We start from the raw sequence: 26,983 nt of genomic DNA, 5'->3' as shown, positions 1-26,983 counted from the left end.
TTTCCTTTCGTTTAGACGATACCAAGAGCCAGCACCGGAAGATGGTTGCTGGGAGTGGTCAGGGCGGCGATTGCTTGCGCGATGTTTTGCGGACTCATGCCACGCAATGCGGTTTGAGAACCGGCCTCCATTTCGGCCTGCGAGGCTTGCGGGATTTCTTCAATTGCACCGCTGCCCGCCGTATTGCGGCCTAGCAGCTTGCCGGACCCCATCGTCAGGCCGGATCCGGTCGCAGGGCCTGCCGTAGCGCCACCGAAGCCGATGGCGACCCAGGCATCGGGCGAGGCGTCAACATCGGGGATTAGCGTCAGACCAGCAGGAACAGAAATCGACTTGCTGGCCGTGCCATCGTCGAAAACATCGGTGCCACCGCATACGACAGTGACGCCATTTGCATCGCTGGTCGTCTTCTTCACACCCACCACATAGGGCTTAGTCAGCGGGCCGAGGACAGGAAGATTGATCGTGATTGCGCCCGCCGAGGTATCGCAGGCAATCAGCTTGCCGGAAGTGGCCTGCGACACCGTGTAGGGGCTGGCTGCGGCGTTAATGAACACCACATCCGAATAACCCAGGCCAGCGACCGCAGCCGCAGCGGCGGCGGCGCTGCTAGCCGCTGCCGATTGGCTGGCGGCTGCATTCGATTCGCTTGTCGCTGCGGCATTCTTGCTAGCCAGGGCGGCGGCGGCGCTAGCTTCGGCCTCGCCTGCCTTCGTCGTGGCAATGCCTGCCTGAGTCGTGGCAATGCCCGCTTGCGTGGTCGCAGTACCCGCCTGAGTCGTAGCCGTTGCGGCCTGAGTCGTAGCCGTCGCCGCGTCAGTGTTCGCGCCAGCGGCGAGTGCATTCGCCTCAGTGACGAAGCCGTCAAGCGCAGCAACCAGGGCGAAGGCCTTCGTATTGAATTGCTCTTGCGTGTCGGTCGGCTGCGGCGCGGTAGGTAGCGTCGAAATGGTCACGTTAGTCCTTCAATTTCGAGGGTGCAATCTGCATATGTGGGATAACTTATAAGAATGTCGAAGCTCTTGTAAAAGCCGAACACCACAGCGGCCTCAAACTGTCCAGAGCCAATCCACAGGCAAGGCACAGCCCGGACCTCTGCAAGGTAGTTTTGAAGGTCGTCAACCTGCAAAGACTCCAACAGCAATTCAAACGAAGCCCTCTTAGCGAAGGCCCGGACAACCAGGGTCGTATCTCCGAAGTCGTTTGTTTGTCGGCGCGAGTAGTCCTGAATGCCGACCCGTGCCCCAGACCTCAACGTCAGGCCGAATCGCTGTTCCTGGCCGAAGACAATCACGCCGATTGCAAGCGCCGAGTTACCCACAAGATCAATCACAAGATCGGCATTCGGGTAGCTCGGAAGACCCGACACCACGAACTGAGTCCGGGCGCGTTTCTGCCCGAAGAACCAGGCCCACCAGGTACTCACCAAAGGTGCGCGGGTGAAGTCTTGGGTCTTGTCGAAGACGGTCCCGTAAACCGGGTCGATCAGACGGACACGCATCGACGTTGCATTGCTCACATTCAGCGCCGCGACGGTATTAATCGCCTGACCAGGCCGAAGCGTGTAACTAATGCTGTTCGCATTGGTCGTCTGAGTGCTGTTGCTGGTATCGAGTACCCGCCAGCGATTCGTGGGGCCGACCTCGATCCACCAGGCCGCAGCCGTTACCGGGTCGTGATTGAGGTTCGAAGCCTGGAGCGATTCGTAGACCTTATGGGTAGAGGTCAGGATGACCCGATCCCCTACCCCATAGGTCGCCGCGTTGCTCCAGGCCGCATAGTCCGTTTCCGGGACGTTGGACGAAACCAGCATGGCATCCGTCACCTGCACCGGGCGAACGATTAGAAGCGCGTCATTGTTCATGCAGTCACCACCCGGACTTCGGGCATACCGTCACCATCCCACCGCTCTAGCAGGCGCGTCATACGCGCTTGCAGTTCGGCCATTGCTCGGGCTTGCGCCCGGTTCTCTTCGCGCAGCCCGCGCACCTCGCCCGCGACCTCCTGGCCGCCATACAGCAGCGATGCCGTTTGGCTTGCGCTGTAGATGCGCGAGGGGCCGGTAACCTCAAGCTCCGGGCCGTTCTCGCCAACGATTCGCGCACCGCCAGCATGGAAACCGCCCGTTGCATAGCCTGGAGGCGTCCGCTGTTCGGCCTGGCCGTATAGCTGGAAATGCAGCGCGGCGAATTCGTCGGGCGAGAGGTTGACAGTCGAAGCTAGGTTCGGGTCCGTGAAGCGGTTTGCATATGCCTGCGCCACATCCGGGTAACGCTCGAAGTAGCTCTGTTTGTTCGCCACCGCCGCCGCCGCCGAACTCTCATTGCTCACTGCGAACTTGAGATTGCGAACTGCGTCCTCGACGGACAGGACGCTGTTATCAATCCCGCGCAGTGCGTCAAGCTGGCTTTGAGCCGTGGCAAGGACGTTATCAAGCGTAGTCAGTTGCTGCTCTGCCAAGGCAAGCTGAGAATTCGCGCTGTCCAGTTGATCGCCGGTCAGAAGCTGCAATTCCTCAAGGCTTCCAGCGAGGCGAAGCTGATCGCGGCGCATCTCAAGCGAACTGCCGTAGGCGTCCGCAGTCAGGCCGGATCGGGCCGCAGCGATGGCCTGCGATAGCTGCTCTTGTTCGGGCAGATAACCGGTCGTGCGGGCCGTGGCGATAGCCTGGTCAATGAAGGCGCGACCAGCGGCAGCAGTCATCCCGGCACCAGCAACGCCGCGAAGCTCTGCAATCTGTTGCTTCAACAGATCGAAGATGCTGGTAATGGTCTTGACGTTTTCGGCGGCGACCTCGCGGGCCGACTCTGCTAGCTTCTTCTGCGCGTCAACCGACCTCTTGAGCGTTTCGAAGGCCGCATCGGTCGCGGTCTTCGCTTGCTCTAGCAGTTGCTCGGGGGTCGGGCCGTATTGCGCCGCGATCCAAGACATTGCGCCAGTGGCCGAAGACTTCGCCGCAGTCTCGGCAGCAACAGCAGCAGCCCTAGCTGCTTCGTCTACCGAATCAGTCACCGAAGCGAACGCGGAAGACAGGCGAAGCAGCGAGGCCACAAGTTCCTCGTTGCCATCGGCCATCGCCGCCTCGACCTGTGCGCGATACGCCAGGCGATCCGCAGGCAGCGCCAGGCCCAGCGATTCGAATTCCTTCGTCAGTCGCTGCGTGACAAGCGCGGTCTTCTCCGTTTCGCTATAGAACGAGTCGTAATAGGTCGTCAGGCTGCTAGCCAGCGCCTCAAGACCACCGGCCAGGTCGATTAGGTTGCTAGTGGCATCGAAAGACCACTTAGCCATTTCCGCGAACGGCAGATCGGCAACAGCAGCCCGAAGCTGCCCCACCGCCGAGACTTGCGCCTCGATGCCGACCAGGAGCGCGGTCGTAGCTTCGTCGGTCAGGGATTCAACATCGACGCCCGCCAGCTTGTCCGAAATCGCCTTCGGGATGTCAGTCGCAGCCTGGAGCGCCTGCAAGGTCGCTTGCTTAAGGTCGGTCGTGAAGTTGGCAAAGGCAGTCTGAGAATCCGGGCTTTGGGTGCTGGTGGACTCAAAAAACGTCCCGTCATAGTTGCTGCCGGAACCGTCTTCGCCAAACTTCGCGCCGGTCGTCAGGGTGCCGCCCGCCAGGACGCCGCCGCGCCCCTTGCCGGAGGACTCTAGACCCGCCTGGAAGCCCGCAATTGCGGAGGTGCTACCCATGTCGGCCAACAGCCGATTAATGCCCAGGACGGTCCCGCTAATGGCCTGCTCGACCTGGCTACCGGCAATCTCGCCGCCGGAGGGACCACGGACAAACGAGGTCGTGCCGGACCCGTCAGCACGGTAGTAGCCGCCCGCCCGCGTTTCGCCCTTCGTCGCCTTTGAAATCGCCGCGATTGCGACGACTGCGGCAACGTATGGCACCGCCGCCGCGATAGAAGACCCAAGGCTAGCCGCCGTCGCCGTGCCAGCGGTAGCCGTGCCGCCAGCCTGCGCCGCAGCGATAGCCGCCGCCTGCGAAGACCCAGCGCCCAGGCCCAGCGAAGTGCCTAGCGCCGCATTGCCAGCCGCTTGACCCAGCAAAGCGCTAACACCCGACCCAACAGCGCCCGCGTAGCCGGTCGTCGCCAGGGTATACAGGTTGTTGAGGCTGGATGCGGTATTGAGCGATCCGAGTAGGCCGCCATTTGCCCCAGCGCCGGTAATGCCCATTGCGTTTGTGAGCGATCCGGCGATGGGCGAGACAATGGCCTGAATGACGGGCCGAAGCACCATCGTTCGGAACATATTCACCAGGGTCTTGCGGAAGTTCTCCGCAAAGCCGTTGCCGTTCTCAAAGCCGCGCATTAGCGCATCGGTCAAGGACTGCTCAATCGTCTGCGCGGTCTTTGCCCACTGTTCCTGTGCGTCCTTCGCGGCGTCAATGATCGCCTCTTTTGCCGCCCCCTCGCGGGTCAGTCCCGCCATCTTTCGCAGCTTGGCCGCGTAGGCTTCCGCATCGCTGGCGGCTTGCTTGTATGCCTCGCTGAATTCTCCGGCGTAGGCCGAGGCGTTACGCAGATTGGATGCGTATTCCTCCTGCGAGGCTGCGGCAACTTCCAACTTTGCGGCGGCAAGCTCTGCGGCAGCTTGCTTGCTCAAGCCCAGCGCCGCAATTTCCTCCTGCCGCTTTTCGATTTGCTTATCAATATCTGCGGCTTCTTTGGCGCGCTCCTGATACCACTTTTCCAGTGACTTCGCTGCCTCTTCTGCCGCCTTCGCCTGAACCTTCGCCGCCTCCGCGTCATTGCGGCGCATCTCCTTAACCATCGGCTGCTGCTCGATCAGCACGCCGACTAGCTCGATATATCGCTCCTCGGTCAGGTTGCCCGCTGCACGCATCGCTTGCAGGCGGGTCAGTTGCTCCATGTAATCCGCATTGACGCCACCCAGCTTCGCCATAAGGCGCTGCTCATGGTCAATGCCTGCGGTTCGGGTCTTCTGCGCGGCCTCGCGCACAGCCGAAACTCGCTTCTCAATCTCGGCCTGGTCGGCACCAGCGGCAGCGCCAGCGGCGCGAATCTTTGCAATTTCGGATTCGAGTTTTTCCTGTTTGGTCAGGTATTTCTCGCTATCTTTCATCCATTCAATTCGGGCCTTTTGCTGGTCGTTGTATGCCTCCTGCGCCTTCGCGCCTTCCTTCATTGCTTGAAGGACGCGCTCCAGATAGGCAACCTCGTTTTGCGCGGCGGTTTTGATTTGCTCACGCTCTGCCGCCGAAATGCCGAACGCCCATTTCTTATCCGGGGATTGCAGTTCAGCCAGGCGCGCTCGGGCAGCGGAAAGCCGCTCCTCGCCGGTTTCCTGCCGCCCAACGTTGAGCATCTTGTCCCATGCCCACTTGGCGGCATCGCCTACGCCCTTCCACGACTTTTCGAGGAAGCCGAGATTGGCCGAGGCGTTATTAATGACGGGTTGAAGCGCGTCCGCGTAAGCCTGTTGCGCCATCGCCGCCGCTTCGGACTTGCGCCCCACCTCTTCAAGCGACTTGATTTGCTCGTACTGTGCGGCGGTCAGGAAATTCAGGGACTCATTGAGGCGCAGGACCGCCCGCGCAGGCTCATTCCCAAGCTCTTTAAATGCCTTGACGGTTTCGGAAACGGGCGTTCCCACGAACCGCTCCATGTCAATCGCGGTCTTTGCGAACTTCTGAATGGATTCGCCAGCGACAGCGCCCGTTCGCGCAATCTCCGATAGAGCCGCAGCCGCAGCGCCCCGAGTGAAGCCCTCCGAACTGAGGGATTTCGACATTTCGGCAAGTTGGCCCGCCGTCACGCCGATGGAATTCCCAGACGCCACCATCGCCTGATCCAATGCGGCGAATTCACGCCGCCCGCGCTCATACGCGAAGAACAGGCCCGCAGCCGCTGCCGCCGCCACAGTAAAGGGATTGACCAGGCCCGCGATATAGCCGCCCATTGCGCGGGCCGCGTTACCCACACCGCCGAATGCGTCCTTCAACTGCCCGCCCTGTTGCAGTAGCACAGTCATAGGAGCCTGGCCCGCTTGCAGGGAAGTCACAATGTCCGTGAACTGCGCGGGCACCTGGCGCATTGCGGCGGCAGTCTGCGCGGCGGAAACCTGAATCTTTCCCAGGCCATTAGCAGCCGCAACCGATGCAGCGGCGGCGCGAGCCTCAAGCTCCCGCAGCTTGGCTAGGTCTTGCTCAAATTTGGCCGAGTCCAGACCTTGCGCTGCAATCTTGAATTCGAGTTTCTGGCTTGCGGACTTGCCCAGCAGTTCAAGCTGAGTCGTCGCCCGCTTAATCGAAGCCGTGATCTTCGCTTCGGCGCTGGTGATCTTGCGCTCGGAAACGCCGAAGCCTTCGCCCACGCCCTCGGCGGCGCGGGCTGCGCGATCCCCTTCGGACTTGACGCTCTGCGCCATCCTCCCGGCGGCTTGCTCGACGCGAGTAAGACCTTGCTCGGCCTTCGTCGTGTCGAACGAAACTTCGCCCTGAATCTTCAAATCAGACATGGAGGATTCCAAAAGGAAGACCCGCCGAAGCGGGCCGGTTAGTCTTTCTCGTTCATGGCCGACAGAGCCGAACGCTCCATCGCCTGAATGTCATCGAACAACATTTCCCAATGCTGTTCATCGGTGGCCGCTCGATCTAGCAGCGGGTAGACCGCCGAGTAATCAAGCCCGGTCGGCCCGCCCATGCCAATGCGCCATTGCGTCTGCAAGCGGGCAAAGAGAATGAAGGAAGGCCAGTTCTCGGGCCACACCTCGACGCCGCTTGATTCCTCTAGCGCAACGATCCCGGCCAGGAACGGATTTCCCGCCGCCTTTTCGTGATCGTTGCGCGTGTAGAGCGCATCGGCGGCCCTGGTCAGTTTCCCAGGCGGCCCTCAGTGATAGCGACCCGATAGGCCTCGATGATTTGCAGCGCAGCGCCGGGAAGCTCATCGCACAGTTGCGCGACGTTGGCGCGGGAAAAGTCTTCGTCAAGATTCCAGCCGTCCGCAATCTTGAGGATGTAGTCCGCATTGCTGTCGCGGGTCTTCGAAAGGGCATCCTCAAGCGAGAACTTGACCTCTTCGTCAGACTGCCCGGTTTGCTTGACGCCCGCCGAGTTCATCAGTTCATCAACGAACGCGCCGAATTCGGTTCGGGTGCGGTAGATGAACGAAACTTCAATGCCGCCCTTGCCACCTTCGGGGAGGTCAACGGTAATGCTGCGCTTGAAGTTCTTCGGGCGCTTGCCCAGGACGATTTTTGCCATGTGTTTCCTTAGCGAGGGATTGAAAAATGCCCTTGCCCGCCCGGCCTTCCCTCGCTAAAGAGAAGAACCGGGCGAGTAGGTGCAGGGGTGCCGATTAGGCGTAGGAGATAGAGCGACCCAGGACGGTCATGGCGGCTTGCACGGTGTTGACCTGGTTGTTATTCAGGCTCGGCACCTCGGAAACGCTCATGTAGCCGTAACCGTAGGTCGTAGAGCCGCCGCCCAGCACCTGCTTGAAGGCCACCTTCGACAGGGTGCGCGAAATGTCCACCATCGTCTGATAGTTGGCATTGCTGGCGTCATGGGCCAGGGACAGGGTGATCGAGGTAGCGTTAAAGCCGGTCGGGATGCGAAGGGCGTTGCGCTTCGCCAGCGGGGCCACATCGGTAAAACGGGCATCGCCGCCGCTAGACGAAATGGTCAGCACCTGCGGGATGGAAGTCCAGCCCGACAGCTTCTGAGCCGTACCGGTGCCAGTGCCAGCGGGGAAGAAGCTGGTATTCGTGGTGTTCAGGCCAAGAATCTTGAAGCTGTTGGCGTCGATAACTTCGATCTTGAAGACGCTATCGGTAGCGTCTTCCCAGCCGGAGGTAAGCAGGATTTCGTCGCCGGTCGTGTAGCCGTGCGCGGTGCTGGTGGCAACTGCCGGATTGGCGTTAGTGATCGCGGAGATGGTCTTAGCGGAGGCGAAAGTATTGGAGAAATACTGAACGCTACCCTCGGGGAATGCGTATGCCATTTAGGGCCTTTCTTGGGACGAAAAAAAACCGCATCGCTGCGGCTGGTCACGCCCACTAGGGGCAACAAAAAAGCCGCCTGGTTGCCCGAAGCGGCTTTGCTAGGTCGGCTTTCGCCGGGTCGGTTATCTGGTTGCCCAGATGCTGAATCGTTGGACAGAGCCGTACAGGCCCGCGTCCTCTTCGTAGGTCGATTGAGGCTCCCCCTCGGGGGTCGCCACGAATGCCGAAGAAGCGCAAAGCGCATCCTCGATTTGTCGAATCAAGGTCAGAGCCTCAAGGCGCGTCGATGCCCAGGCGTTGACCTGCAGAAGCGTGTTTCGCTTGTCGGCGGCGCTGTTATCGAGGAATCGCGCCGCCTTGCCACCCAGGCCCTGCCAGGTCACGTAAGGCGCTGCGGTGCCGCTCGGGGCCACATCGGGATAAGTGCGCGGGCAAATGCCTTGCAGCAGCGTTGCGAGGTCCGATTCCATCATTTCGCAAGCTCCGCAAATTTCGTCTTCATAGCGTCAGTGACCTGGCCGCGAGTCTCCGCGATGGCGCGACCGATGAACGAATGCGCCGTTGCCTTGCTGGTGCCGAACTCGACCATCCCGCCGTAAGGGGCCTTCTGCGGATTCCACGAAATGTGATATTCCGCATACGCGGCCGAACTCTTCGACCGCGCATAGGCTTGATAGATGCTTCGGCGCAGCGTGCCAGGCGCGAATGGGCCGTATTTGCGACCGCCTCGACCGTAGAACCAATGCGCGTTGCCCTCGGACACAGGCGCTAGCGCCCTCGCCCGCTCATACAGCACCTGTGCGCCCGCCTGTGCGACCGGACGCGCCATTTCCTCAAGCTCTCGCTTCTTTTGCTCGATGGCCTGGCCGAATGCCGCCGTGTCAATGCGAATCAACGCACCACCTCGCAAACGAGATCGAGCGCCTTGCGGTCTTGCTCCAGCACCGCCTTGATTTCGTAGACGGTCGCGCCCTCGACCACGCGCATAGCCTCAGTCACGCCAGGACGGTAGCGAATGCGAATGCTTGCCTTGATCGCCGCAATCTCTGCGCCGCCTCGGATCGCCTCTGCGCCGGTCGTGTGGCGCACATTCGCCCACACCTCGGCAACGGTCGCCCACGATTTGACAACCTGGCCGAGTGCATCGCGGGTTTCGCCAAGCTGTTGCAGCAGGACGCGACGATCAAGAGAGCCGCCGCGCATCAGATACCCATTTCCACGCGGTAAGGCTGCAACAGGTATTGCGAACCCATCGGCAGCGATGCAGCGACAGCATTCGAAACCACCACGTCCTCGCGGTTCTCGTACAGGTGGCCGAGAGTCAGCAGGATTGCGGCCCGGATCGAGTCATTAATCACGATGCCGGAGCGCGTCATGCGGGCGCTGGTTGCCGCCTTGGCAAGCTCATAGAGCGCCGCCGCAGCCGCTAGGTCTTGCTCGACCTGGCTGCCAAGCAATTTCGCCGCAGCGATTGCCGCGTCATAGGTCGCGGTCGCGGTAGCCAGCGCGTCGGCCACGCCAGCAACAGCGGCGCTCAGTGCGTCCGCGTCGGCGTAGACGTTGCGATTGAGGTACTGCACAGCGGCAGACTCCGCAGCGCCGACCCACAGCGGCAGGATTGCGTCTTCCGCGCTCCCGTCGATGCGAAGGTGCAGCTTCGCCGTGGTCAGATCAACCAGCATTGCGCTTGCGGCTCACGCGCTGCACAGCGGCGGGCGCTTCGGCGGCTTCGGGCGCGTCCTGGCCGTCGCCTTCGGCCTCGACCGGCTCGACCGGCGCGGACTGGGTGGCAGGCACCACGTATTCGGCCACGCCGACCTCGTTAACAAGGTGTTCGGCCAGGTCGTCCGGGCAAGTGAACAGATCGCCAGGCGCGAAACCGCCGAACGCCGAATTAGCGCCGAACTTCGTGAATTTGATTCGTTTAGGCATATGTGACTCCGTTAAAGGGGGCCACCGAAGTGACCCCCTTTGGCTGAGTGCCTACTTAAGCAGCGGGCGGGGTCAGGTCACCACCGCGAATAGCGGCAGGAACTTCGCTGGTCAGAGCAAGACGACGCTCGGCGCGGAGCGTAATCAGGTTCTTCGTGAAGTTGTCCGAATCGGATTCGGACATTTGCACCACCACGCCCTCGCGGTTGTAGATGTTGCCGTGCTGGCGGAACGAACCCACAGCGAAGGTGTCGGCGGTCATGCCGACAGACTTCACCACCGGCACACCGAACAGCAGAGGCATACCGGGGACGCTGTAGTCCACGCGAACGGCGTTAGCGGACGAAGCAGTCAGCAGTTCGGTTTCGATGGTGGCCCAATCGGCGGGGTTCAGGACGATGCCGTCCGGCTCATAGCCAGCGACTTCCAGATCGCCGATAGCCTTGCGGATCAGGACCAGCTTTGCCAGGACGGAACCCAGAGCGCCCGACAGGTAGCCGTGGGCGGTGTAGTTACCGGCCTTCATGAAACCGGCGATGTTCGGGGCCGAACCGTCACCAGAGACAAGCTGAGTCTCGACCTTGCGCTGCACACCGTAGCGCATACGGGCATCGACATACGCGGCAAGGGCGGCGTTATCCATAGCCAGTTGGCGCGAAATCTTGATCCAGTGGGCAACGGTCGAAACCGGCTGGTTCACCAGGGACCAAGTAAGGGCGGATTCGGCCTTAGCAGCACCTTCCGCAGCCTCGGCGGCGTTATTGGTGAAGCTGGCTTCCTTCGTGAACTCGATTGCGTTGCTGGTCGTCGGGATGGACGCATACAGCGATTCAATGGTCAGGCGAGGGGCAGCGCCAGGCACAACGCCGGGGCGACGGTCGGGGGCCACGTTGGCATCGGAGCCGGTCAGGGTGTTTTTGACCTCGATACGGACCTTTTGCTGTTCGCCACGGGCGAAGGCTTCGAAGCCAGCGGACTTGACCAGTTGATCGCCCCAGCCATCAGCCTTGGCCTCGCCTTCGGGACGCAGTGCGCCCTTTTGCTCCAGGCTGGTCAGGCGGTCGGCCAGTTCGCGCTGCGCGGTGCCGATGTTGTCAAGCGCCGTCTTCGTGTCGCTGGTCACTTTGCCCAGGGTCTTCAGTTCGCCATCGGCCTTTTCAGACATGGCGGTCAGGTTCGCCTCGACCTTTTCGAGCGATTTCATGATGACTTCGATAGTCATGGTCTTCCTTTCAGAAATGAAAAAGCCGCCCGAAGGCGGCGCGTTTTGCGGGATGTGCGCTTAGACGGAGAGCGAAGCCAAACGCGCCAGGCGTTGAGCAACTTCTTCCATCGCTTTCGCGTCGGGCGTCTGACCGGGTTCCCCCTCGGAAAAGACCACCTTTGCGCGGGCAACCAGCGCGATAGCCGCCCCTTTACTTACGCCGCCTGCATCCCGCAGGAAACGCTCGAAATCGCGGACAGTCTCGATTTCTGCAATCGCTGCCTCTAGGTCTTCGGACTTGACGCTTGCCAGGTCAATACGGGCCGCACCGTCCGCAGGGAAGACCACCGGGGAGACTTCCATCAGATTCGACCAGCGGCGAATGACGCGACCGCTATCGGTTTCTTCGTAGTCGCCTTTTTTCAACAGGCCACCAATCGAAAGACCGTCAAGGGTGCCGTGAGTCATCGCGGCGCGAACATCAGCCGACAGCGCCAGGCCGGGAGTGAGTTCGCCCTCGACATACAGGCCGTGGTCGTCTTCCTTCGCCACGGTCCATTTGCCGATCGGCATATCCCAGGCGTGGTTAAAGAACATCTTCGGCTTGCCGAACTTTTTCAGGCTGTACTCGAAAGCGCCCTTAACGATGGTGTCCCCGTAGGAGTCCACGCCACCGAACACAGAGGCATAACCGGCAAATTTGCCCGTGTCGCCTTCCATCTTGAGCGAAACGTCATGGATAGCCAGTGTCTTTTTGACCAGCATATTCCCCCCTTACTGATTGCTCTGCGCGGGCGCTGCGCCCGATGCAGTCATGCCGAGTTTCTTAAGCGGCAGTAGGTTAGATTGCGCCGTCAGGTCGTCCGCGCCATCAATGCGCGGAAGGTTCTCCAACTGGCGGCATTCATTGCGCGTGGCAATGCCGTTTTGGACTAGCTTCGAATACAGATCGGCGCGGGCCGTGGCATTGCCACGCAGCAGCGCGTCGATACTGAATTCGGCGCTCATGGTTGCGCGTTGGCGCGGGGTCATCACACGTTTACGAACCGCCTGCTCGATGCTGACCAGCATCGGGCGAATCGTGAACTTGTGGAAACCGTCGATGATTTGCTCGACGCCGCTGCCCCAGGTCGTGACGTTGGAGTGATAGACCATGACCGGGGGCACATCAAACCACCGGCAAATCTGCTCGACGCCGAAGCGGCGCGTTTCTAGCAATTGCTGATCCTGCGGCGACAGGCTCAATTGCTGGTATTTCATATTGGCCTCAAGCACAGCCAGGCGCGAAGTGCTGCCGGACTCAAGGCTCCCGTAATTGGCGCGGATCGCGTCACGCTGCGCGGGCGTTAGCACCTTGTCAATCATCAGCACGCCCGTAGGCTTACCCGCGTTGCCGAACACCTTCGACGCCGCGCCCTGCGCCTTCGCCTGTTCATCGGTCGTAGCCCGCATGAATTCCAGCTTTGCGAGGCCCACCGTGCCATTGCCCAGGTTCTTTAGGTGCAGGACGTTTTCCTCGGCCAGGACCGCGATGTCTCCATCAATTCGGTACTGATAGACCATCGACCCATCGGCCAGGACAAACGGGGTCACCTGGTCAGCAGGCATCGGCCACAGCGCCACCGCCTCGCCATTCAGCCGCTCGATTCGCGCATAGGCATTGCCGCGCAAATCGTGGTTCATGACCATAGCCCGCCAGAATTCGAACGGGGTCATGCGGGCATTAGGCGATTCGTGCAGCAGCCCATAGAGCCGCGAATCACGCGCTAGCGTCTTCTCGCCGTTGCGCTGTTCGTAAACGTGATACGGCAGCGAGGCAATCGTGGTCGCTCGGCGGTCGATGCAAGCCCAAACCGCATCAATTTGCAGCGCACCGTCCGCGCCAATGCTGGCCGTTCCTTCGGTCAGGGCATGGGACGGGAAAGGCGACTGCTCCCCGGATTTCTCGGCCAGGGCACCGCCCCAGCCAATCCACCGGCTAAAGGTTTGCAGAAGAGTCGCCATTGTTTGCGGTTAGAAAATTAGAGGGTTGCTCAATACGTCATCGACGCGCATTACAGGCTCGGGGTTGAGCGATAGCAGTTGCATCGCATTGAATGCCGCCATCAGCGGATCAATCTTTGCGAAGCCACTAGCCGCCTTCGTGATCGAAACAGCGTTCCCCACAGGGACCACCTTCGCATTGCTCACGCACCACGCCATCATTGCGCGGGCACCGTGAACAAGAGTGCGATTCGCTAGACGCCGCTCGACGCTCTTAATCGCGCCTTGCAGCTTCCAGCCTTGCGAAATGCCTACGATGGACTCATAAGCCACCGGGCCGGGTTCCTCTTCGGTCCCCACCAGGGCATCCAAGATGCCGCCCAGGCCATGCTGGTCAACGCCGACGCGGTGCAGCAGTCCCGACCGCTCCACCGTCGCCACGATGCCGACCAGCTCGTCTATGTCGTCGCCTGGCCGCTTGACGATGCTTAGATCGCCCGCCGCTTCGAAGTCGCGCAAGAGCGTTGCAATGTCCTTGCGGCGCTCCAATACGATTTCATGCGCCCAGGCTTTGCCCCAATGGAGCCAGCGCCCGGAATCGCGCTCTCGACCGACCACAGCCAGGCCCAAAAGGTCATCTAAGCCGCCGCCGTCGATGCCGACCTCGACTACATCGCTTCGCTCTAGAAGCGCCTCTAGCGTCAGGCCAGGCTCACCGGCAGATTCCCAGAAGTCCGCACCGGTCCAGCGGTCAGAGCGCAAATTTAGGCCGACCTCGACGTTAGCGTGCTTCGCCATGAACCCACGGAAGGTGTCCCCTCCCGCAAGCTGCGCCTTCGTGTACTCGCGTTCTAGGAACGCCCGATCAACGGAGAACCCGATATTCGGGTTCACCATCGCCATGTTTTCCAGCTTCAAGCAATCGCCGTTAGCAATCATCTCGGGCGGGTGTTCGAAGATGATCGGCAGAAACGCCGGGTCTACGATCTTCCCGTCGCGCACATTGCGGGCGTAATCGAGTTTCTGCTTGAACACTCCAGCCGGAGGCTCGTCCGATTGAGTCGTCAACCAGATAACGAAGCCCTCGGGCCGCGATGCAAGACCGCCCAGCGCCTCGCGGAACATATTTTCCGCCGCAGGCATCTTCCCGAACAGGTGAAGCTCATCGACCAGGGTGCCAACCGATTTCTTGCCGCCGACCGTGTTTTGATCGGCTGCAAGCACCTTCAAGACCGCCCCGCTCTCTCGGTTCGTGATGGTCTTTACGTGAGATTGAACGTGCATCAGAGCCGATAGCTCTTCGTCCACCCTCTCACTGCACATATCCCGCGCTGGTGCGAATGCGTTATTCGCAACCTCGACGGTCGGAGCCAGTACGGAGAACTCCGCAGACTGCCGCCAGTTCAGGATTAGCGCAGTCATCATGATCCCTGCGGCAATCGTGCTCTTCGAATTTTTCTTAGGCAAGCAAATAAACCATTCGGTAATCAGTCTGCGGCCCGACTGTTCATCGTAGGAGCCGAAGATTGAAGCAACCAAATCGAATACCCAAGGGGCGCACGATTCGCCAAATGTCGGAGAGCCTGGCGCATCGACGATACGCAATTGCGTAAAGATTGACAGCGCCGCTTCCGCTTGTGCCGGAAAGATCGGCGGCGGAATGATTGATCGACCAGCCTTCAGCCGCTCGGCCCAATCCAAGCAAGCAGTTGATGCTGGTGCGGTCATAGAAGAGTAGTAATCGAATCGCCCTTTGCGATGTTTTCTGAGGCCCACATGGGGCGCAAATTCGCCATTGCCCAGCAGGCCCGGAAATCATCGGACCCGATGCTGTCAGCCTTGAAGTGAGAAACCGGGATGATGTGATCTAGGTGAATCTCACCAGACATGAATTTTTCCCAGGTCATCCCGCGAGTGAACTGCCGCTCAATGTGCGACTTCAACTCGCTAAGGCTGTAGCCCAGAATTTCTTCCGTAGACTGCCGCGCTTTCGATCCGCCGCCAGCCTTTAGCATCGTGTAGATGCGCGAAGAAATCCGCGTTTTCAGGCTGTACCAGGGCAACGTCCTGCGCCACCTTGCCACTTTCTCCCGGTTAATCTGCTTCGACCGCTCGGGGTTTGCCGCCACCCATGCCCTAACATCGTCAGTAGAGCGATAGCCCGCAGCGCGATATGCCTCGTTGTACTGGCGAATCTTGTCCTTGTTCGCATCGCGCCAGGCTTTTTGTCTCGCCTGCTGATCGGGCCTAGCCCTTCGCTCTGCGTCCTTCGCTTTCTTGCAGGGCCTGCAATGCGTATACAACCCGAATTTCCCCATCTTGTGCGGCGGGAAATTCTCAAGGTTCGCGGCAAGCGCCTGGTTGCAACCCTTGCACACACGCAAGGGCGTAGAATCTTCGTTAGCTGTCATTCGAACTCTTTCTTCGTTTGATGGTTAGAAAGCCTCGTCGTCTGCCAGGACTTCGGGGCTTTCGCTTTTCTAAGCCGCTACTTGTTACTAACGACAAGTTTTGGCGGCGCAGAGGGAGCAAACCGGCCAGAAGATGCCTTCTTCGCCGCGTCTTGCTTCTGCGCCTTCTTTCCAGCCTCTGCGGCTCCGCGTAGCAGCGCCTTCGCTGCATCAACTCGCAGCTTTGCGTCCGCGCCGCCGTCATTCATTACGGCCTTGAGGAAGTCGGCGGGATCGTCGTAGCCATCAGACAGGCCCAGGAACTCCGGTTCCTTCTTAGGACGCCCAGCGCCAGGCCGCGCACCGCCACTATTGGCCCGCGCACCTCCGCTGTTAGCTCGGGCACCGCCGCTGTTCGGTCTTGCCCCTCCGCTTCGTCCTTTCACTCCTGCCATTTGCTGCTGCCGATTTCTTACCGGCCCGGTTTTTTGTCCGCATGGGAAACAGGCGGGTTCAGGGCCGCTTGACTCGGAGACTTGCGACCCGCCCTACCCCCTCGCCTCTTCCCGCTGCTTCGCGCTGTTGTGGTGGTGGCTGCATAGCGCCTGCCAGTTGGACCGACGCCAGAAAAGCGCCTGGTCGCCCCTGTGCGGCTCGATGTGGTCAACCACGTTTGCCGCCCCCACCCTTCCCTGTGCCTTGCACATCACACAAAGGGGATGCTCGGCCAGGTACTGAGCGCGGGCCTTCTGCCACTTGTAGCCGTAGCCTCGCTGCGTACTAGTCATGCCGCTGGTTCTCCAGCTTCCCGCTTGCATCGTTTCTGCGACTCGCTGCGTATTGAGCAAGCCGACCCTCGGCGCAAGCGTTGGAATCTTTGGCATGGTGTAGGGTGGCCCGGCGTAGCTCCCCGGAGACAGATCGAATCGAGGTGATGGAGCTAGCCGAGGCCGAAAAAGAAAAGCCGCCAGGTCTTTTGAACCTAGCGGCTTAAGGAGACAAGCAATCACAACAACCCGTAACCTTCAAAGACGCTGCCGCCTCCGCATGGATCGTTAGCCTTATGCGTCTTCGCTTGCTACGGGGCCGATTATGCGAATGCCGTTCGATTCGTCAAAACCGGCCCGTACTACAGATTAGACGCTGCGGTTAATCAGCATCAGCCGCCCGGTTAGAAGCACATGGAGCAAGGCATCAGCGGTCAGGCCCAGGCGCTTACGAATCTGAATCGGGCCATTGCGATGCACGTAAGCCCAGCGCAGCACCTCGCGCTGAATCATCGGAAGCTCACGGACTGCCCGCTCGATCTTCATGGCGTCGATGGCGTCAATGTCGGTCTTCGGCTCGGGCTGGTGCCATTGGCGGCTGTTGCTCTTGCCAAGCCTCCAGATCGGCGCTTGCGTGGGTGCCCAGCGCACAGCCACATATCGCGCCCAATTGGTCAGGCGCTCATGGACTGCCACCTGTTCGGCGGGGACGTAGTGGTAATCGGCGAAGTCCCGCTTCATGCCTTCCCCCAGATTTCCAGAAGCTCCAGAGAGAACGCCAGGAAGAAGCCAATAGCTAGCTTCGTCATCAGCGCAGCCAGGACGAACGGGGACATAACGACAACCCCTAGCGTCCGAATGATCTTTCCAAGCACCTTCACTGCATCCCCTCCATTGCTTTTCGAATCTGTTCGCGCAGCCAGGCCGCGCCGCCGTTTTTCTTGACCCACTCCCGCTGTTCGGGCGGAAGGCGAAACGAGGTAGGCCGCTCCCCGTATTGCTTCGCCTTTTGCTTCTGCGGCTTCGGGATCGAAACCGGCTCCTGCGTCAGGACTTGCAGCCAGGTCATTCCTCGGCCCCCTCGATCTTGTTAATGCAGACTTGGATGTAATTGGCCGCGTCTAGCAGTTCTTCCTGTAGGTGGGTCAGCCAATCGACCATGAAGAGGTCGGGCCTCTCCAGGGTCGTGCCGTACTTGAGGATTCCCGCCTGCGACCGCGACAGCAGTTTCTGCCGCACCTGTTCGACTACCGGGTCCGTCATCGCATCAGCCCCGCAAACGGGTTGCTCCCGCCAAGCTCTCGCCAACGCTGGCCGACGCGGATTTCGCGCAATGTCTCAAGGGCCACGCCGTATTCAGCCGCTAGCGCCTTGTTCGTCTTTTCAGAGGCCCGAATCTCGCGGACCTGTTCCATAGTCACCTTGCCGAACTTGGCCCGCATGATTGCGGCGGTCTTGGCGGTGCGGACAGCCAGGGAGGTGCCGGAGCTAGCCAGGCGCACGATTCGCGCATGGTGATCGGTCGGGGTGCGTTGGACGATGTGGTCCGGGCAAATGCACCGCTCATTTCCGCAGGAGGTGCCGAAGAAGATTCGGCCAGGCCGACGCTTACCCAGCGACTCCATGACCAGGGCGCGGACGGAAACGTAATCGTTGCCTCGCCAAATCCTCGGGGCGTTGCTGCGGAATTGACCCTGCCAGATCATGCAATCGCCGTCTTCTTTTGCCTGCGCCATCAGCGCCTCGAAACTGTATTTGTCCATCCCTTACACCCCCACGATTCGAACGTCATGCGGCCTGGTCTTGCCGCTCAGAATTTCCAGAATCCGCCGCTCTGTCAGCCGATGAACCCGGTACATGGTCCGGGCGGGCAGCAAGTCCAGAAGCTCGGAGTAGTCGGCCAGGACGGATCGAACCGCTTGGATGCCCTCCCCGTCTAAGCGAATCACGCCGGTAGCCCCGAATCGCTCACCAGCGCGGGCCATTGCCCCCACCGCGTCATCCAGCAGGCCGGATGCGTCCTCCGCGATGCCTTCCCGCACTACGGTTTCCATCAGATTCACGGCATCGGCCACCACTCGCCAATCGTCTTCGGTCGGTCGCTCCGCTTTCTCCAGCGCGGCGAGGCCCTGGTACATCCGGGTTAGCTGGTGGCGGCGAAAGCCTGCGGGCAGCGGTTCGGTCGGGCTAGCCGTGATTTCGGTTAGCAGCGTGTAGCGGGTGCGTTGTGTCTTGTGTTTCCTCATGCCATCAGCTTTCGATACGTTTCATTGATTGCCTTGATTGCGTCCATTCGCGCCAGGCTCCAGCGGTCGCGGGTGCCATGCCAACCCTTCGGGCCTCGATGGCAGGGGAAGCACAGGGGCACGGAGGCGAACCAGGCTCCCTGTTCGAATTCGTGAACCTCGCTGCCCTCTTCGCTACCGCACACCACACAGGGCAGCGATGCGACTCGCGCTACGTGCTGTTTCTCGGAAGCGGTTTGCTTCGGCTTGTTCTTGCTCCACATGGTCAGTTCACCTCTCGCAGGGCCAGGTCATAAAAGGTCACGCCAAGCTCGGAGGCCGCGAAAGCCTCGACCTGATCGCAGAATTCGGAGAACTCGCGGGTACTCAGTGCGGCGCTGCTCTTGCCGATAACCTGGCCGTTCGGCAGTTGCTCGACGCCGATAAATTGGCGCTTGAATTGCTCATGCCAAACCTCGGCAGAGAACATCCGGCCACCGACCACCGCCTGCGCCGCGATTTGCGCCAGGACGCCGCCGCCCCAATACCGGGCGTTTTGCTTCTTCGTGCGCTTCTGGCGGGCCACGGTCAGCACCCAGCGACCGCCGCCCTGCATGACGCCCTTTAGGAAGGGAAACAGGCGCTCTTGAATCACAAGCCAGGCTTGCGCCCGGTTGTGAAGCTCCAGGGTCAGGGACTCGCTCATGCGGCCCTCACGCTGTAAAGGCCATACAGGCGGGCCAGCTTGTCGCGCATTGCGTCCATTGCTGCCGTCCAATGCACATCGGCAAAGCCGCCCTGGCTTGTGACCAGCGCCCGCCACGGCTGGCGGTTGCGGCGGTAGAAGACGATTGGCTCGACGCCGTGAATCGCTGCCTGTTTGACAGCCTGGCTCCACCACGCATTGCGGCGCAGCACCTCCACGCGCTTGCACTCGACGGCGTAGCCAGGAATGCAAAGAATGTCGCCCGTCGTCTTCTTTGCCGGGTCGGTATTGCGCTTGACCTCGACGCCCAGCGCGTCGGCCAGGAGCGCCGAAAGCTCGCGCTCCGCAGCCGCTCCCTTGCGGTTGCCGTTAATGGTCACTCGCCCGCCTCCACCGGCACGGAGCCGAGTAGCTTCGCCTCGACTTGCGCCAGGACTCCAGCATTCAGGAGCCAGCCATACAGGCGCTGTGCGACTAGATCGGTAACGCTCAGAGCGTTAGCGGGCAGAGGCTCGGCGTGTTCAATTTCCACTAGGAGGGTCGTCTTGTTTTTCATGCTTCATCGCCGCAATCAGCGCGGCATCCATTCCTGAATAAAGTTCGGTCTTTGCTAGCTCTTGCGCCCTGTGCCAGGCATGGGCGCGGAATCCGGGGATGCGGGCCATTCGGACTAGGTGGGCCAGCATTTCGGCGTAGTGATCGGTCAATCGACCTCCCACAACCGGCGGTAGTCGGGCGGGGCCTCGGGGTCGTAGTCGCCGGTTAGCTCCAGCGCCTTTAGGACTTCGGCCTCGTCTATGTCTGCCCCTTTGCGGCGGCGATTCAGCAGGCGAACCGCGTCCGCATAGGACATAACTGGAGAGCGCCAAACAGTTGCCGGGTTGCTCATGCGGCCTGCCTGTACTCAAGCGCCAGGGCCTTGACCGCTACAAAGCTGATAGCAGCCTTGCCGCCGCCGCCGCCCTGGTAAACGAGGCGGGCCTTGGCGGTATCGCCAACCACGGCAGGGGCCGGGGCCGGGAGTCCGCGCTTCTCGTATTCCGCATCGGCAGAGCGGTCGCCCGGAAGCCTTTTCGGGTACTCAAAAGTCCCCCGGCCCGCATAGGCGCGATACGACTCGCAGAAGCGGTGCTGGAGGTAGGACAGTTCATCCACCGGCCAGCGGCACACCTTCGGCCAGCCGCCCAGGTCTTCAATCACGGCATGGATTGCCGGGTCATCGAAGACCACATCGGAATACGCGCCGACGCTGCCCATTGCGCTATGGGCCTTGCCCCAGGCCAGCATGGCGCGGTCGGTCGCGGTGCCCGCAAGCTGGCGCACCACATCGGCAGGCTTCGGCGCGAACTGGCCGCGCTCGGGGTCCATCGCGTGAGCCGTGATTGCCTTCGCAACCTGTTCGAAGGCGAACGGTTCGCAGGCTTGCCACCAAACCGACAGCGCGAAGGGCGATGCGTCTTTGCCGTAGAACGCCAGGGCGTCAGTCAGCAAACGGGCGAATTGAGCCTTTTCTTGAGGGGACACTATGCGACCCCTTCACTAGCCAGCCATTCCGCCGCCACGGCCCGATTTCGGGCCTCCACGGCCCCCTGGCGATTGACAGGCTTTGCCGCCGCCGCGCCCTTCGGGGCAAAAAGCCCTTGCCAGCCGTTAGCGATGGACTGCCGAACCGCCTCGGCCTGGCCCGCGCCAAACTCAAGCATTGCCTCTTGCGCTGCCGCCATCGAAGCGGGCTTAAGCGGCTTCTTGATTTGCTTGCGGTACGCCACCCATTGCTCCCAGGCCTCAACGTCGAGGCCAAGGGGGTAAGGGGGTATAGAACCGTTAGGTTCTATCTCTTCTCTTCTCTTCTCTTCTCTGCGGTTACGCGTTACGTCACTCGTTACGTCACGCGTTGCGTTACGCGTTACGTCACTCTCCGTAACGGATTCGCAGGAGGTTTGCGCCTCGGATTCGGCCTTCGCTTTTTGGCGTTCGCGGTACTCGCGTTGACGCTCTGCGGCGGTCTTTGCCCCAATGGAGCGGGCCTCTCCGCTGGTGTTGTATTCGGCGAAATTCGGGAGGGTTACGGACCCCTCTTCGGGGTCATAAATGGCCCAGCCGACAGCCTCCATTGCCTCGCCAAAACCGGGAATGCCGGTCATGTCATCGAGGTTTGAGAGGTCCGCGTGGTGGAAAACTCCGTCCTTCGTGTGCTCGTTTGCGGCACCCCATATAACGAGGAGTGACGCGACCGTAACGGAGCGCGTAACGCTCCGCGTAACGATGTCACGTAACGCACCGTTGAATCCCGTAGTCAGGACTCGCCCGACTTTGGGGTCGTCCTCAAGGATTCGGGCAATCTGCGTTACCCGTGGATTTGTCAGGAGCGAAGTCCGCATCTTGATCCAATCACCTGCCATTACGCGGCCTCGGCCTCGGCAATGTGATAGGCCTTGACGCGCTTTCCGTTCGGCAGATCGACCCAGCGATCCACCACGGGAAGGCCACGGCGGCGGAATTCGCCGCAGCGCTGCGACAGGGACAGGCACCCGGCTTGCTGCAAAGCCTCAAGCGGCGTCAGCCAGGAGGCCCGCAACAGTTCAATCAGGCGGTCTTGCATCGTCATGCGTCGATCCCCCGCGTCTTGAATTTCTTGTGATCCTCGGCACCAGCGCGAACCGGCCAGGCGCTCGGCACGTAGGCGGCGCGGCTGCTTGAATTGGTGATGCGCTGGGGAATGTCGAAGGCCACGCGCTCGGGCGTGAAGTGAGCGCCCTGTCCGCCCGCGCTCAGAGGGCCGAGAAGCAATTTCTTTTCGCTCATGCCATCCCCCGCTTGCGGAAGGGGACAACCTGGCCGCTGCCCGACACCGGGGGCAGGGTCTTAATCAGGCGCGTAACAAGCGCCTCCATCAGAAGCTGGTGCGCGGCCTGGTCAATCGTCACGCCGCGCTCTATGGCGATGGCGGCGACTAATGAATGCTCTTGGGTCGTCATTTCGATTTGCTCCACTTGTGATTCCGGTTACTCAAAAGTCCCTGAGCCGTGGACCGATGACGAAGGCGTCCCGGTCCTTTTTCGGTTACTTGTTAGTCAGTTGTTTTTCGAAAGGGCGGATAGCAAGATCGGACTCATGCAGCACCTCACGCGCCCTCTCAAGCAGCAACTCCCGAACGAGGACGGCTTTCTGCGAACCGGTCGCATCGCAAAGCCGGTCGAGGAGGTCCAACTCAATCAAGCTGAGACTCAGCTTGACCGTGTGTTTTCTGAGGTAGGCGGGGTCGGAGTACATGGCTTGTCTTCCTTTGCTTCCGGGTGGTTGTGGTTAGGCCGGCTCTGCGGCGGCTTCGTGCTTGTGGTCGTCGCCCCAATCGAATGCGGGGCAGAGGCGGGAGCGGGGGATGCCGGAGAGGCGCTCGATTGCCACGGCATGAGCGGAGGGCACGTAGCCCGCCCGCTTCCAGCCGCTAAGGGCCTGCTTGGAAATGCCCAGCGAATCAATCACCACTTGACGCCCACCGCAGGCGGTGAACACCGTTTCCATGAATTCGTTTGTCATGCCGAGTATTGTCTAGGTTGACTAACGGCGCGTCAACCCAGGCAATACAAACAAAACGTAATGAAGGCCTAACGGCTTATGCTGAATCCATGAACTTCGGCCAAAGACTCAAGACGCTACGCAAGGCAAAAGGCCTGACCCTGGAGCGCCTCGGCAAGGCTCTAGGTCCCGGCGGGGAGGATGTGAGCAAGCAAGCCGTGTCGAACTGGGAGAGTGGCCGCTACGTGCCGACGCTCGACCTAGTGCCCGAAATCTGCGCCCGCCTCGGCTGCTCGGCGGACTACCTGCTCATGGGGCGCGAAATGGCGGTGAATTTGTCGCCCGATGTAACAAGGGTCGCGCTCCTGGCGGAACAGCTTTCGCCGGAGATACGCGCAAAAATGCTGCCGATGTGGGAAGAAATGGTTGCGATGTTCAAATCGCAGACCGTCCCCAATCCGCGCACTAATAACAGCAATTCCAAGAAGACGCAAGCAGGAAATTAGCTATTTCGTTGCGCTACAGTAACCCTAATGACGCACCACAGAGGGGCGTCCCTTGGGGCTTACTGTGATTGACTTAGAGTTAGTGCGGGCCGTGAACGAGTTACGGGCCGCCGTCCTGTCTGGCCGCGTGACGCGGCTTGTAGCCGTTACCGATGACGGCGCGATTCTCACCGGTCGCTATGCGACCGACCACCAGGCCGCAAGCTCGGCCCTCATGGCTGCGGCTGTCAATCTGAGGCTTGGCAACGGCACCGCCAGCCGCTCCGAGAACCTGGTCATCCCCCTGCAGGCGAATTCGCGGCTTACCGTCGCCAGCGCCCGCGATTAGCGCCCCCAGCGGGGCCGCGCAACTCCCTTTCGGGATACCCGCCGCCCCTCGTTGCCGGTACGCAACTTTATAACCGCCGTATTGCCCGGCGATACATCTAATTACGATTCCGTCTAAAGCAAAGTACATTCGGGCTGTACTTGACGGTCAATCTCGGCAATACTTCTGCCTATCGGTTCACGGTGAACCGGCAGGAGTGAAGATTGTTCGAAGTCGAGTTACAGCGGGACGCGGATCGCGTTAGCGACCTCTGTGCCGCAGCATCCCGCGCCCATAACGCCCTGGCCGAATCGAAGGCCCGCACCAGCGTTGCAGTCGCAGCAATCAAAGCGATTCGCTACATCGCCCCCCGCGATGTGTGCCACCTGATCGAGGCCCTTCGCAGCCAGGTCGCAGCCGCATTGCACGGCAGCGAAGCCGATGCCGCCATCGAATGCCTCATGGATGCCCATTGCATCGCAGAGCGCCAGGCCGAAGCGGAGGCCGCGTAATGCAGACCCGCACCTACCCCCGCAATTCCGTTCTCGCGTTCCCGCGAACCGTCGAATACGCCGCAGCCGTCGAGCGCCCCTATGACCCCGAGGACCGGCTTGTCATGGTCGCTTGCCTGGTCGCAGCCGTCTTCCTGATTGGCGTCCTCGCCATTTGGGGCTAACCCGATTTCACCCGCGCCCGCTCCGCTGCGGGCCGCATCACTCACCCTCGCTAGAGAGACTCAATGAGCAACCTAATCGTTAGCCAGGCCGCGAAGCTCGGCGCTCTGTTCGGAATGGATTCGGAGGGGCAGGAGCTTGTCTCCGTTCTCAAGGCCACCGCGTTTAAGGGCCAGGTCACGGACGCGCAAATGGCGTCCCTGCTTGTCGTCGCCACCCAATACAAACTGAATCCGTGGACGAAGGAAATCTACGCATTCCCCGATAAGAACGGCGGCATCGTGCCCGTTGTCGGCGTCGATGGATGGGCGCGAATCATCAATGAGCACCCGGCATTCGACGGGATGGATTTCGAGCAAGACGCCGAAAGCTGTACTTGCATCATCTACCGCAAGGACCGATCGCACCCGATCAAGGTCACCGAATGGCTAGACGAATGCAAGCGCGGGACGCAGCCCTGGCAGTCTCACCCGCGCCGGATGCTTCGCCACAAGGCAATGATTCAATGCGCCCGCCTCGCATTCGGCTATGCAGGCATCTTCGATCAGGACGAAGCCGAGCGCATCGCGGACGCGGGTAAGACCATCGACGCGCAGACCGGCGAAATCATCACCTTCGACACTGGCGCAGCCCTGCGCGAAGTCGAAGAGGCGCAGACGCTAGACGACTTGCAGCGCGTGTGGAAGGCGCGAGGCGCGGACGCCGTGACCGCGAAAGACACATCAGGCCACGCAGCACTGAAGGCCGCAGTCCTGGCCCGCAAGACCGCCCTCGAAAAGGCCGCTGTCACGGATGCCGAGGTGGTGGGATGACCACTACGGTAGTTCAAGGCTCCCCGGAGTGGTTCGAAGCGCGTCTAGGCCGAGTCACGGCTTCGCGTGTGGCCGATGTGATCGCCAAGACGAAGACCGGCTACAGCACCAGCCGCGAAAACTACATGGTCGAACTGGCGCTAGAGCGCCTGACCGGCCAGCGCCAGGAGTTCTATACGAATGACGCGATGCGCTGGGGCACCGACACCGAACCCCTCGCCAGGGCCGCATACGAGGCCCATACGGGCGCGATTGTCGAAGAGGTGGGGCTGATCCCCCACCCCACTATCGAAATGGCTGGCGCGTCCCCGGATGGCCTGGTCGGGCGCGACGGGCAAATCGAAATCAAGTGCCCGAACAGCGCGACCCACCTTAAGACCCTTCGCAGCAAGTCTCCGGATTCGAAGTACGTCACTCAAATGCAGTGGCAGCTAGCTTGCACGGGCCGCGCCTGGTGCGACTTCGTTTCCTTCGATCCGCGTATGCCTGCGGGCTTACAGCTTTTCGTGACGCGCATCGAGCGCGACCCGAAGACCATCGCCCAGCTAGAGGGCGAAGTGATTTCCTTCCTTGAAGAAGTTGCGGCGACCGTCCTGCAACTCATGACCATCAAAGAGGCAGCATGACCGAACAGCACACCGAAGCGCAGCGCCTGGCGGCGCTCATGGACGCGATGGACTACGACGACACCAGGCAAGCCGCCGCCGAACTTCGCCGCCTGGAATTCGAACTGTCCGTCACGGAAATGGCGCGTGGGATTCTCATGACGGCGCTTGTTGCACAGGCCCGCGATGTGCAGGCGCTCGATTCCCTGGTGGCCGACCTCTCGGCGGTGCTGCGCCTGTACGCAGACGCGAACAGTTGGACAGAAGACGCAAACGGAGTCCTTCGCGTGTGGCTTGAGCCTGGCAGCGAGACGCCGGAGCAATACAACGGCTTCGAATTCGCCCGAACCGCCCTGGCCGCGTCGGAGGCCCACGCATGAAGGCCCTCTTCTATGCCGCCGTCTTCGTCGTCTTCTTCTTCCTCGGCGTGTGCGTCAAGGTGTGGCAGTGCGGCGAACTGTTCCCCCAGGCCGACACCCTGGCCTGTGTCTTGTGGAAGTGACGCCGCCATGACCGACCAAAAAAACAGGACAACAAGCAAAGCGAGATATGAATGAGTTGGCTCTTTTCGCGGGCGCTGGCGGTGGAATTCTTGGGGGTCACCTCCTTGGATGGCGAACCGTCTGCGCCGTCGAGTGGGAACCCTACGCAGCTAGCGTTCTTGTCGCACGGCAAAACGACGGCCTTCTCCCGCCTTTCCCGATTTGGGATGACGTGCAAACCTTTGACGGAAAACCGTGGCGAGGAATTGTTGACGTCGTATCGGGCGGCTTTCCCTGCCAGGACATTTCCATCGCAGGAAAAGGCGCAGGACTCGATGGAGAGCGAAGCGGCATGTGGAAGCACATGGCGCGGGTGGTTGGCGAAGTACGACCCCGATACGTCTTCGTGGAAAACAGCCCAATGCTCATTCATCGAGGACTCGACCGAGTCCTTGGAGACCTGGCCGCGCTCGGGTATGACGCGAAATGGACTGTTATGGGAGCTGCCGACGTTGGAGCGCCGCACCAGCGCGACAGGCTCTGGGTTGTGGCCCACGCCCACAGTGTGCGGCAACTACAACCGCAAGGGAGCCAGCAAGACCAGCGGGGACGGTCTGGCGACTGCTGTGATGAAACGCATGTGGCCGACTCCCAACGCGGGATCGTCCAGGTGGGGCGGGAGTATGCAGGAATGGGGCGGCTCAAAGAATTGGGTTCGCAAGGAATTGCCGGAGATGGCTACTGGTCCGCTGAACCCGATGTGGGTCGAATGGCTGATGGGATTCCCGCTCGGCTGGACCGACTTAAAGCCCTTGGAAACGGCCAGGTTCCCTTGTGTGCTGCCACAGCATTCGAACTGCTTGCCGCTTGAGGAGGCCGCATTGACGCCATCAA

General features: G+C 61.0%; 42 protein-coding genes. 8 read left to right on the top strand and 34 right to left on the bottom strand.

What is annotated here, in order from left to right; translation table 11 throughout:
• Positions 1–11: 11 nt before the first annotated feature.
• The 34 genes from ACFQZY_RS18550 to ACFQZY_RS18385 form a co-directional block, all read right to left on the bottom strand.
• Positions 12–956, bottom strand: coding sequence for a hypothetical protein (locus ACFQZY_RS18550; RefSeq protein WP_377418820.1), 945 nt, complete (start codon positions 954–956; stop codon positions 12–14).
• On the bottom strand, positions 953–1,864 hold the full coding sequence (locus ACFQZY_RS18545) for a carbohydrate-binding protein (protein ID WP_377418817.1): 912 nt from the start codon (positions 1,862–1,864) through the stop codon (positions 953–955). The genes ACFQZY_RS18550 and ACFQZY_RS18545 overlap by 4 nt, the downstream gene beginning before the upstream one ends.
• On the bottom strand, positions 1,861–6,489 hold the full coding sequence (locus ACFQZY_RS18540) for a phage tail length tape measure family protein (protein WP_377418814.1): 4,629 nt from the start codon (positions 6,487–6,489) through the stop codon (positions 1,861–1,863). Before ACFQZY_RS18540 ends, ACFQZY_RS18545 begins: the two co-directional genes overlap by 4 nt.
• A 38-nt stretch (positions 6,490–6,527) precedes the next feature.
• Positions 6,528–6,740 carry a DUF1799 domain-containing protein gene (locus ACFQZY_RS18535; protein ID WP_377418811.1) on the bottom strand — a complete coding sequence of 71 codons (213 nt, stop codon included), beginning with the start codon at positions 6,738–6,740 and terminating at the stop codon, positions 6,528–6,530.
• Positions 6,741–6,844: 104 nt separating this feature from the next.
• Positions 6,845–7,237, bottom strand: a complete 393-nt coding sequence (locus tag ACFQZY_RS18530) for a phage tail assembly chaperone (protein WP_377418808.1) — start codon at positions 7,235–7,237, stop codon at positions 6,845–6,847.
• A gap of 94 nt (positions 7,238–7,331) precedes the next feature.
• Positions 7,332–7,976, bottom strand: a complete 645-nt coding sequence (locus tag ACFQZY_RS18525; protein ID WP_377418805.1) for a phage tail tube protein — start codon at positions 7,974–7,976, stop codon at positions 7,332–7,334.
• 123 nt (positions 7,977–8,099) lie between these two features.
• Positions 8,100–8,447 carry a DUF3168 domain-containing protein gene (locus ACFQZY_RS18520; RefSeq protein WP_377418802.1) on the bottom strand — a complete coding sequence of 116 codons (348 nt, stop codon included), beginning with the start codon at positions 8,445–8,447 and terminating at the stop codon, positions 8,100–8,102.
• Positions 8,447–8,872: an HK97-gp10 family putative phage morphogenesis protein gene (locus ACFQZY_RS18515; RefSeq protein WP_377418799.1), complete on the bottom strand. Its 426-nt coding sequence runs from the start codon at positions 8,870–8,872 to the stop codon at positions 8,447–8,449. Before ACFQZY_RS18515 ends, ACFQZY_RS18520 begins: the two co-directional genes overlap by 1 nt.
• Positions 8,869–9,180, bottom strand: coding sequence for a phage head closure protein (locus ACFQZY_RS18510; RefSeq protein ID WP_377418796.1), 312 nt, complete (start codon positions 9,178–9,180; stop codon positions 8,869–8,871). The genes ACFQZY_RS18515 and ACFQZY_RS18510 overlap by 4 nt, the downstream gene beginning before the upstream one ends.
• Positions 9,180–9,659, bottom strand: a complete 480-nt coding sequence (locus ACFQZY_RS18505; RefSeq protein WP_377418793.1) for a head-tail connector protein — start codon at positions 9,657–9,659, stop codon at positions 9,180–9,182. The genes ACFQZY_RS18510 and ACFQZY_RS18505 overlap by 1 nt, the downstream gene beginning before the upstream one ends.
• A complete protein-coding gene (locus ACFQZY_RS18500; RefSeq protein ID WP_377418790.1) occupies positions 9,649–9,909 on the bottom strand; it encodes a hypothetical protein in 261 nt (86 codons plus the stop codon). The genes ACFQZY_RS18505 and ACFQZY_RS18500 overlap by 11 nt, the downstream gene beginning before the upstream one ends.
• 55 nt (positions 9,910–9,964) lie before the next feature.
• Complete coding sequence (locus tag ACFQZY_RS18495; protein WP_377418787.1) at positions 9,965–11,131, bottom strand: phage major capsid protein; 1,167 nt, start codon at positions 11,129–11,131, stop codon at positions 9,965–9,967.
• A 60-nt stretch (positions 11,132–11,191) separates the two neighbouring features.
• Complete coding sequence (locus ACFQZY_RS18490) at positions 11,192–11,878, bottom strand: HK97 family phage prohead protease (RefSeq protein ID WP_377418784.1); 687 nt, start codon at positions 11,876–11,878, stop codon at positions 11,192–11,194.
• 9 nt (positions 11,879–11,887) lie between these two features.
• Positions 11,888–13,117: a phage portal protein gene (locus tag ACFQZY_RS18485; RefSeq protein WP_377418781.1), complete on the bottom strand. Its 1,230-nt coding sequence runs from the start codon at positions 13,115–13,117 to the stop codon at positions 11,888–11,890.
• Between the two features lie 9 nt (positions 13,118–13,126).
• Positions 13,127–14,824 (bottom strand): terminase large subunit, encoded by a 1,698-nt coding sequence (locus tag ACFQZY_RS18480; protein ID WP_377418778.1) that lies wholly within the window; start codon positions 14,822–14,824, stop codon positions 13,127–13,129.
• Positions 14,821–15,507, bottom strand: coding sequence for a hypothetical protein (locus ACFQZY_RS18475; RefSeq protein ID WP_377418775.1), 687 nt, complete (start codon positions 15,505–15,507; stop codon positions 14,821–14,823). Before ACFQZY_RS18475 ends, ACFQZY_RS18480 begins: the two co-directional genes overlap by 4 nt.
• A 527-nt stretch (positions 15,508–16,034) precedes the next feature.
• Positions 16,035–16,193: an HNH endonuclease gene (locus ACFQZY_RS18470; protein ID WP_377418924.1), complete on the bottom strand. Its 159-nt coding sequence runs from the start codon at positions 16,191–16,193 to the stop codon at positions 16,035–16,037.
• A 429-nt stretch (positions 16,194–16,622) separates the two neighbouring features.
• Positions 16,623–16,994 carry a hypothetical protein gene (locus tag ACFQZY_RS18465; protein ID WP_377418772.1) on the bottom strand — a complete coding sequence of 124 codons (372 nt, stop codon included), beginning with the start codon at positions 16,992–16,994 and terminating at the stop codon, positions 16,623–16,625.
• A gap of 136 nt (positions 16,995–17,130) precedes the next feature.
• Entirely contained in the window at positions 17,131–17,322 is a 192-nt protein-coding gene (locus ACFQZY_RS18460; RefSeq protein WP_377418769.1) for a hypothetical protein, read from the bottom strand.
• Positions 17,319–17,516, bottom strand: coding sequence for a hypothetical protein (locus tag ACFQZY_RS18455; RefSeq protein WP_377418766.1), 198 nt, complete (start codon positions 17,514–17,516; stop codon positions 17,319–17,321). The genes ACFQZY_RS18460 and ACFQZY_RS18455 overlap by 4 nt, the downstream gene beginning before the upstream one ends.
• The gene (locus ACFQZY_RS18450) at positions 17,513–18,016 is read right to left on the bottom strand and encodes a hypothetical protein (protein ID WP_377418763.1); all 504 of its coding nucleotides are present in this window, start codon (positions 18,014–18,016) and stop codon (positions 17,513–17,515) included. The genes ACFQZY_RS18455 and ACFQZY_RS18450 overlap by 4 nt, the downstream gene beginning before the upstream one ends.
• A 3-nt stretch (positions 18,017–18,019) precedes the next feature.
• On the bottom strand, positions 18,020–18,499 hold the full coding sequence (locus ACFQZY_RS18445; RefSeq protein WP_377418760.1) for a hypothetical protein: 480 nt from the start codon (positions 18,497–18,499) through the stop codon (positions 18,020–18,022).
• A complete protein-coding gene (locus ACFQZY_RS18440; RefSeq protein ID WP_377418757.1) occupies positions 18,496–18,762 on the bottom strand; it encodes a hypothetical protein in 267 nt (88 codons plus the stop codon). Before ACFQZY_RS18440 ends, ACFQZY_RS18445 begins: the two co-directional genes overlap by 4 nt.
• A gap of 2 nt (positions 18,763–18,764) precedes the next feature.
• Positions 18,765–19,184 (bottom strand): recombination protein NinB, encoded by a 420-nt coding sequence (locus ACFQZY_RS18435; RefSeq protein WP_377418754.1) that lies wholly within the window; start codon positions 19,182–19,184, stop codon positions 18,765–18,767.
• Positions 19,181–19,564, bottom strand: coding sequence for a hypothetical protein (locus tag ACFQZY_RS18430; RefSeq protein WP_377418752.1), 384 nt, complete (start codon positions 19,562–19,564; stop codon positions 19,181–19,183). The genes ACFQZY_RS18435 and ACFQZY_RS18430 overlap by 4 nt, the downstream gene beginning before the upstream one ends.
• Entirely contained in the window at positions 19,561–19,740 is a 180-nt protein-coding gene (locus ACFQZY_RS18425; RefSeq protein ID WP_377418749.1) for a hypothetical protein, read from the bottom strand. The genes ACFQZY_RS18430 and ACFQZY_RS18425 overlap by 4 nt, the downstream gene beginning before the upstream one ends.
• Before the next feature lie 147 nt (positions 19,741–19,887).
• The gene (locus ACFQZY_RS18420; protein WP_377418746.1) at positions 19,888–20,073 is read right to left on the bottom strand and encodes a hypothetical protein; all 186 of its coding nucleotides are present in this window, start codon (positions 20,071–20,073) and stop codon (positions 19,888–19,890) included.
• Positions 20,070–20,675 (bottom strand): DUF6475 domain-containing protein, encoded by a 606-nt coding sequence (locus ACFQZY_RS18415; RefSeq protein WP_377418743.1) that lies wholly within the window; start codon positions 20,673–20,675, stop codon positions 20,070–20,072. Before ACFQZY_RS18415 ends, ACFQZY_RS18420 begins: the two co-directional genes overlap by 4 nt.
• Positions 20,676–20,707: 32 nt before the next feature.
• On the bottom strand, positions 20,708–21,328 hold the full coding sequence (locus ACFQZY_RS18410) for a hypothetical protein (RefSeq protein ID WP_377418740.1): 621 nt from the start codon (positions 21,326–21,328) through the stop codon (positions 20,708–20,710).
• Between the two features lie 257 nt (positions 21,329–21,585).
• Positions 21,586–21,792, bottom strand: coding sequence for a helix-turn-helix domain-containing protein (locus ACFQZY_RS18405; RefSeq protein ID WP_377418737.1), 207 nt, complete (start codon positions 21,790–21,792; stop codon positions 21,586–21,588).
• The gene (locus ACFQZY_RS18400) at positions 21,789–21,989 is read right to left on the bottom strand and encodes a hypothetical protein (RefSeq protein ID WP_377418734.1); all 201 of its coding nucleotides are present in this window, start codon (positions 21,987–21,989) and stop codon (positions 21,789–21,791) included. Before ACFQZY_RS18400 ends, ACFQZY_RS18405 begins: the two co-directional genes overlap by 4 nt.
• A complete protein-coding gene (locus ACFQZY_RS18395) occupies positions 21,986–22,162 on the bottom strand; it encodes a hypothetical protein (protein WP_377418731.1) in 177 nt (58 codons plus the stop codon). Before ACFQZY_RS18395 ends, ACFQZY_RS18400 begins: the two co-directional genes overlap by 4 nt.
• 85 nt (positions 22,163–22,247) lie before the next feature.
• On the bottom strand, positions 22,248–22,457 hold the full coding sequence (locus ACFQZY_RS18390) for a hypothetical protein (RefSeq protein WP_377418728.1): 210 nt from the start codon (positions 22,455–22,457) through the stop codon (positions 22,248–22,250).
• A 33-nt stretch (positions 22,458–22,490) separates the two neighbouring features.
• Positions 22,491–22,724, bottom strand: coding sequence for a hypothetical protein (locus ACFQZY_RS18385; RefSeq protein ID WP_377418725.1), 234 nt, complete (start codon positions 22,722–22,724; stop codon positions 22,491–22,493).
• An 89-nt stretch (positions 22,725–22,813) separates the two neighbouring features.
• On the opposite strand from ACFQZY_RS18385, the gene ACFQZY_RS18380 reads away from it, so the two are divergent.
• The 8 genes from ACFQZY_RS18380 to ACFQZY_RS18345 all read left to right on the top strand — a co-directional run bounded on the left by ACFQZY_RS18380 (position 22,814) and on the right by ACFQZY_RS18345 (position 26,960).
• Positions 22,814–23,209 carry a helix-turn-helix domain-containing protein gene (locus tag ACFQZY_RS18380; RefSeq protein WP_377418722.1) on the top strand — a complete coding sequence of 132 codons (396 nt, stop codon included), beginning with the start codon at positions 22,814–22,816 and terminating at the stop codon, positions 23,207–23,209.
• Positions 23,210–23,740: 531 nt separating this feature from the next.
• Positions 23,741–24,028, top strand: a complete 288-nt coding sequence (locus ACFQZY_RS18375; RefSeq protein WP_377418719.1) for a hypothetical protein — start codon at positions 23,741–23,743, stop codon at positions 24,026–24,028.
• The gene (locus tag ACFQZY_RS18370) at positions 24,028–24,192 is read left to right on the top strand and encodes a hypothetical protein (protein WP_377418716.1); all 165 of its coding nucleotides are present in this window, start codon (positions 24,028–24,030) and stop codon (positions 24,190–24,192) included. The genes ACFQZY_RS18375 and ACFQZY_RS18370 overlap by 1 nt, the downstream gene beginning before the upstream one ends.
• Positions 24,193–24,306: 114 nt before the next feature.
• The gene (gene bet, locus ACFQZY_RS18365; RefSeq protein WP_377418921.1) at positions 24,307–25,002 is read left to right on the top strand and encodes a phage recombination protein Bet; all 696 of its coding nucleotides are present in this window, start codon (positions 24,307–24,309) and stop codon (positions 25,000–25,002) included.
• A complete protein-coding gene (locus ACFQZY_RS18360) occupies positions 24,999–25,628 on the top strand; it encodes a lambda exonuclease family protein (protein ID WP_377418713.1) in 630 nt (209 codons plus the stop codon). The genes bet and ACFQZY_RS18360 overlap by 4 nt, the downstream gene beginning before the upstream one ends.
• Positions 25,625–25,987, top strand: coding sequence for a hypothetical protein (locus tag ACFQZY_RS18355; RefSeq protein ID WP_377418710.1), 363 nt, complete (start codon positions 25,625–25,627; stop codon positions 25,985–25,987). Before ACFQZY_RS18360 ends, ACFQZY_RS18355 begins: the two co-directional genes overlap by 4 nt.
• Positions 25,984–26,109 carry a hypothetical protein gene (locus ACFQZY_RS18350; RefSeq protein WP_377418708.1) on the top strand — a complete coding sequence of 42 codons (126 nt, stop codon included), beginning with the start codon at positions 25,984–25,986 and terminating at the stop codon, positions 26,107–26,109. The genes ACFQZY_RS18355 and ACFQZY_RS18350 overlap by 4 nt, the downstream gene beginning before the upstream one ends.
• Before the next feature lie 47 nt (positions 26,110–26,156).
• Positions 26,157–26,960 (top strand): DNA cytosine methyltransferase, encoded by an 804-nt coding sequence (locus tag ACFQZY_RS18345; protein WP_377418705.1) that lies wholly within the window; start codon positions 26,157–26,159, stop codon positions 26,958–26,960.
• Positions 26,961–26,983 lie beyond the last annotated feature (23 nt).

Source organism: Ramlibacter sp. GCM10027632, assembly GCF_042675325.1.
Taxonomy (GTDB): domain Bacteria; phylum Pseudomonadota; class Gammaproteobacteria; order Burkholderiales; family Burkholderiaceae_C; genus Ramlibacter.
Note: the sequence above shows the minus strand (reverse complement) of the source record. Positions and strands in the feature narration are given on the sequence as shown.